This is a genomic window from Muriicola sp., from assembly GCF_041567615.1.
Classification (GTDB): Bacteria; Bacteroidota; Bacteroidia; order Flavobacteriales; family Flavobacteriaceae; genus Muriicola.
Map to the genome: position 1 here is coordinate 1 of NZ_JBFGBM010000169.1, position 5,865 is coordinate 5,865.

The window sequence follows — 5,865 nt, forward strand, 5'->3', positions numbered from 1 at the left end:
CTCAACTGGAAAAGGACGGGCACGATGTTAAGGTCCTTGGGTACGATCAGAACCGGGAACACCTGCAGGAATGGGTGGATGAGATGTACAGGGATGATAGGGCAAGGAACTACTTCGACGGAACGGCCATACACTGGTATGCGAGTACCTATGAGGTCTTTCCTGATGCCCTGCAGTACGCCCATCAAAAGGCTCCGGACAAATACCTGATCCAAACCGAAGCTTGTGTGGATGCCGAGGTCCCCAAATGGCAGGACGACCAATGGTACTGGTCAAAAAAGGCTACCGACTGGGGATGGGACTGGGCTCCTGAAAAGGATAAACATCTGCACCCCAAATACGTCCCTGTGTATCGCTATGCCCGGGATATCATCGGCTGCCTGAACAATTGGGTGGATGGATGGATAGACTGGAATATGGTCCTCGACAAAAGGGGAGGGCCCAACTGGTTTGAGAACTGGTGCGTGGCGCCCGTGATCGTGGATCCGGAGAAGGATGAGGTGTATTTTACCCCCCTTTATTATACCATGAAGCATTTTAGCCGTTTCATCCGGCCCGGGGCTGTGCGCATAGGCTTTGAAAATCCCGATGATTCTCTTTTGATCACGGCTGCCAGGAACCCTGACGGTTCCATCGTGGTGGTCGCCCTGAACCAGGAGCGCAAGGCGAAGTCATTCGACCTCGCCCTGGGGAAAAGTTCTCAGAAATTATCAATAAGTCCACAAGCGATCCAAACGATCGTCCTTAAATAATTAACTAACTAAACAACCGATCCATATGAGCAGTTCTTCACAATTGATCACAGCCAGGGTACCATTTGGTCAAAAGCTGGCTTTCGGTATAGGAATGTTTGCCAATCAGATGTTTCCGGCCATTCTCGGAATTTTTATGGTGGTTCTTGTAGAAGACCTGGGATTTCCCGGTTGGATGTGGTCACTCATCTATTTCTTTCCCAGAATTTTTGATTCTATCACGGACCCCATCATGGGCTTTATTTCGGATAATACCAAATCCAAATGGGGAAGGAGAAAACAGTATGTTCTGATAGGTGGCCTTATCATGGGGGTGGCTTTCATTTTTATGTGGCAGCTCTATGCATCCGATACATTACAATATAATTTCTGGTATTTCTTTCTATGGTCTATCGTTTTTTATTTAGGGCTGACTTTTTTCAGCGTTCCATACGTGGCCATGGGGTATGAAATGAGTGACGATTTTCATGAACGTACGGATATAATGGCCATTGCCCAGTGGATCGGACAATGGGCCTGGGTGATCGCGCCCTGGTTCTGGGTGATCATGTACGATCCGGCCTGGTTTCCCTCAGCTGATGTTGCCGTGAGAGAATTGGCCATCTGGGTTGCCATTCCCTGTGCCGTTTGTGCAATGGTTCCTGCCATTTTTATCAGGAGCAAAGCCACGCTTGACGAAGATTATGAACCCCTGAACACTGCCAACATTGTCAATAGCCTGAAGAAGATTCTCGAAAGCTTTAAGGCGGCCTTCAGGATAGAACAGTTCAGGAGAATATGTATTGCGACATTCCTGATCTTTAATGCGTTTAACACGGTGGCCGCGCTTACATTTTTCGTCGTTGTCTATAAATTATTTAATGGTGATGCGGAGGCATCGGGGATCTGGGTGTCCTTATTTGGATGCCTGGGAGCATTGGGTACCACCTTTATCGTCATTCCCATAGTAGCCCGGATGGCAAGGGTTATGGGTAAGAAAAAGGCGTTTATGTACGCCCAGGGTATTTCAGTTGTTGGTTATATCATGTTGTACTTTCTTTTCGTACCCGGAAAACCCTGGATGTATATTATCGGTCTTCCCTTCTTTTCATTCGGGATAGGTAGTTTGTTTACCATCATGATGTCTATGACCGCAGATGTCATAGATATTGATGAGCTGAATTCCGGGAAACGCAGAGAAGGTATTTTCGGGGCTATTTACTGGTGGATGGTCAAAGTTGGTTTTGCCATTGCCGGGGCGCTCAGCGGACTTATTATTGCCCTTGTTGGCTTTAATCCGGACCTCCCTACCACTGAGCAACAATCTGCTGTAGACGGGTTGCTGGCATTCTTTTGCTTCTTCCCTATGGCAGGTACGATCGTCGCCATGCTCGTCATGAGGAAGTACGACGTGACCGAGGCGCGGGCCAATGAGATCAGGGCAGAAATAGAGAAGCGCAAGGAACCCAAGGGCACCTCCTCCTACTACGAGGGCGACAAACTCTCTACTTTTGATCATGTAAATCTGGAAATAGACCTCAGTACCGATGTCGATTTTGGGTCCATGACGGACGCCGGGGTACGTAAATTATTCCTGAGAACTCTGGAAAAAGGTATGCACGGCATGTGCTTCAGCCCGTATCGGGAAGGCCAGAATATAGGGGATGTGCTGACCGAAGAACAGATCAGAACCCGAATGGAGGTTGTGAAACCCTATACTAAATGGGTGCGTTCCTTCTCCTGTACGGACGGAAACGAATTTATCGCGCGAATTGCCAGGGAAAACGGACTCAAGACCATTGTAGGGGCCTGGATTGGTCAGGATAAGGAGAAGAACGAAAGAGAAATCAACAGTCTAATTGAACTCGCCAAATCCGGCTTTGTCGATATAGCTGCTGTTGGAAATGAGGTATTACTCAGAAATGAATTGCCAAAAGAAGAAATCCTTCAGTATATTGGCCGCGTGAAAGAAGTTTTGCCTGATATTCCCGTGGGTTACGTAGATACCTATTTCAGGTTTTATGAAAATCCGGATCTGGTAGATGCCTGTGATGTGATCCTGGCCAATTGCTATCCTTTCTGGGAAGGATGCAGGGTAGAAGAGGCTTCTAACTACCTAAAAAAGATGCATGCGCTTACCGTAAAGGCGGCACACGGGAAACCTGTCATCATTACAGAAACCGGATGGCCGGATAACGGGAATAACGTGAATGAGGCAGTGCCATCCCCACTGAATGCCATGAAGTATTTTATCAATCTTCAGACCTGGGGTGAGAAATACAATACGGAATTATTCTATTTCTCATCATTTGATGAGGCCTGGAAAATACATCACGAAGGAGAAATCGGCGCCAGTTGGGGCATTTGGGATAAGAATGAACATTTGAAATATAGCTAAACATGTCAACGAGAAATATATCATCTAGAAAAGAGAAATATCTGGCCCTTGCGGCCCTGGATTATGCAGGAAAGACGACCAAGGAGTTAAAGAAACTTTGTAGGAGTGTCCTTGATGAAGGGATGCACGGACTTTGTTTCAGTCCTTATCTGGAGGGGCAAAACCCCGGGGATCAGATCGGGGAAGATCAGATCCGCAGGAGAATGGAGATCATCAGCCCATACACCAAATGGATCCGATCCTTCTCCTGTACGGAAGGGAACGAGGCCATTCCGAGGATCGCCCGTGAATTTGGGATCAAGACCATGGTAGGGGCCTGGTTGGGTGACGATCCTGAGATCAATGCCCAGGAGGTGGAGAACCTGATCCAATTAGCCAACGAAGGTTATGTGGATATTGCTGCTGTGGGAAATGAGGTCATGTTGAGGGGCGACCTGACGGAAGACGAATTGCTGCAAAAACTGGACCAGGTAAAAAAGGCCATTCCTGATGAAATTCCTGTCGGTTATGTGGACGCTTATTACGAATTTGCAGAACGTCCGAGGATTACAGAGGCTTGCGATATAGTTCTTGCCAATTGTTATCCTTTCTGGGAAGGTTGTGATCTGGATTATTCACTGCTCTATATGAAAGATATGTACCGCAGAGCCATAAACGCCGCCCAGGGTAAAAAAGTCATTATTTCTGAGACGGGCTGGCCTTTCCAGGGAACGAATCTGGAAGGTGCTTTTCCGTCCTTCGAAAATGCCTTAAAATACTTTATGAACACCCAGAAATGGGCTGCGGAAGAAGATGTAGAAATCTTTTACTTCTCCTCTTTCGACGAATCCTGGAAGGTAGGAGCAGAAGGGGATGTAGGTGCGTTTTGGGGTCTGTGGGATAAGGATGAGCGACTCAAATTTTAAGCCGCAGATACTTTGATCCTTACGCCTGCACCCTTCTTAGAATAGGCCGGAGTCCGCTACCGGTCTTTTTAATTATCTTTATGAGCCTTGTCTGTATCGAACGACGGGCGGGGCTTAGAAAAACAAGAACCTAAACCTTTAGCAAATGAACCAGCCAGCAACCGTAGTCAAGATGAACAAATCCTACACTGTCCTCATCAGCCTTATTGTAGCCCTGGGAGGATTTCTTCTGGGATTCGACAGTGCTGTGATATCAGGAGCCGTCAGGGGTATCACGGTCTATTTCGAAATGACAGAATGGATGCTGGGCTTTTCGGTAGGATGTGTCGTATTTGGTGCCATGGCCGGGAACCTGCTTGCTGGTCCGGTGGCAGACAGGTTTGGGCGGAAGAATACGTTGATCGTCGTGGCAGCCTTGTTCACCATTTCAGCGACCTGGTCTGCCTTGGCCACGGGGTATACCGAGTTTATCGTTGCCCGGATCATAGGAGGGGTGGGAATCGGGGGAGCCATCCTTATCGCGCCTGTTTATATCGCCGAGATCGCCCCGCCAAAACTCAGGGGAAGCCTGGTCTCTTTTAACCAGTTGAATATCGTAATCGGGATATCCGTAGCCTATTTCTCCAATTACTTCCTCGTAAACGTAGGGGAAGAAAGCTGGAGGTGGATGCTGGGGGTGGAAGCCATTCCCGCGCTGATCTATTTTATCAGCCTGTGGACGGTGCCCAAAAGCCCGAGATGGCTTATCCAAAAACTCAATAAGGTGGAATTGGCCCGAAAGATCCTGCAAAAAATAGGAGGAGAGGAGTATGCAGAGATCACGATACAGGAGATCCAGAGGGGGATCGACAAGAAAGAGGAAAAGGGGAAACTCAGGGATATTCTGGACAGTAAATATGCCACTATCATGATCATCGCCCTGGGGATCGCGTTTTTCCAGCAGATCACGGGTATTAACGCCATTTTCTATTACGCACCCACGATTTTCGAGCAAGCGGGTGGGAGCACGGATTCCTCCTTCCTCCAGGCAATTGTGGTTGGGCTCACCAACCTGGTCTTTACGCTGGTAGCGATCTGGCTGATTGACCGCCTGGGAAGAAAACCCCTCCTGCTGATCGGGACCACATGCATGACCATCGCTCTGCTGATGGCGACATTCGCCTTTAACAATGCCACCTACGATTTTAATGAGGAAACCCTCGCAAAGGTGAGTGACGATGGGATCAGAAATGCCCTTTCTGAGCTCAATGGGCAGTCTTATGACGGGCAGGCCGTCCTGTTTACTGCTGTGCAGCAAGAACTCAATGAAGAACAGTTCCTCAATTTCAGGCGGAATGAGATCACGAATTTTATTCAGATCAACGCCTCCCTGGTTCTCATTGCCATTCTGTTGTATGTGGCGTCTTTTGCCATTTCCCTGGGGCCGGTCATGTGGACCCTGATCTCGGAGATCTTCCCGAGTAAGATCAAGGGGATCGCGATTTCTGTCGTGGGCTTTTTTAACTCCCTGGTGAGTTTTTCGGTAACTCAGGTATTTCCCTGGGAGCTCTCAAATTTAGGCCCTACCGTTACCTTTGCGTTATATGCCCTGCTTTCCTTCCTCGCCATCCTTTTTGTATACAGATTTGTGATAGAGACCAAAGGGAGAACATTGGAGGAGGTCGAAGAATTACTCATTCGAAAATAGGGTGTATTGCCTGTGAGATCCAGAGAATCCCTTGAATGCATGGAATCAGTAAAGTACGATAAGAAGAAGACAACTATTGGGCCTGCCAGGGTTGAACTGACGAAGTCTGATGGTGCTTTTCAAATCCTGGTCGATGGTAATCCC

Annotated in this window: 4 protein-coding genes; all 4 read left to right on the top strand. The window is 48.1% G+C overall.

Annotated elements, in window-relative coordinates; all coding sequences use genetic code 11:
- On the top strand, positions 1-752 hold a 752-nt coding region (locus tag ABYP73_RS10835), incomplete at its 5' end, for a glycoside hydrolase family 30 beta sandwich domain-containing protein (RefSeq protein WP_372974332.1).
- 25 nt (positions 753-777) lie between these two features.
- The gene (locus tag ABYP73_RS10840; RefSeq protein ID WP_372974333.1) at positions 778-3,129 is read left to right on the top strand and encodes an MFS transporter; all 2,352 of its coding nucleotides are present in this window, start codon (positions 778-780) and stop codon (positions 3,127-3,129) included.
- A 2-nt stretch (positions 3,130-3,131) separates the two neighbouring features.
- Positions 3,132-4,034 (top strand): glycosyl hydrolase family 17 protein, encoded by a 903-nt coding sequence (locus ABYP73_RS10845; protein WP_372974334.1) that lies wholly within the window; start codon positions 3,132-3,134, stop codon positions 4,032-4,034.
- Positions 4,035-4,179: 145 nt separating this feature from the next.
- A complete protein-coding gene (locus ABYP73_RS10850; protein WP_372946374.1) occupies positions 4,180-5,721 on the top strand; it encodes a sugar porter family MFS transporter in 1,542 nt (513 codons plus the stop codon).
- Positions 5,722-5,865: the final 144 nt, after the last annotated feature.

What these genes read in the sequence shown, in the direction of transcription:
- ABYP73_RS10840 (WP_372974333.1), top strand. Translation starts at nt 778, where the DNA reads ATGAGCAGTTCTTCACAATTGATCACAGCCAGGGTACCATTTGGTCAA.
- ABYP73_RS10845 (WP_372974334.1), top strand. Translation starts at nt 3,132, where the DNA reads ATGTCAACGAGAAATATATCATCTAGAAAAGAGAAATATCTGGCCCTT.
- ABYP73_RS10850 (WP_372946374.1), top strand. Translation starts at nt 4,180, where the DNA reads ATGAACCAGCCAGCAACCGTAGTCAAGATGAACAAATCCTACACTGTC.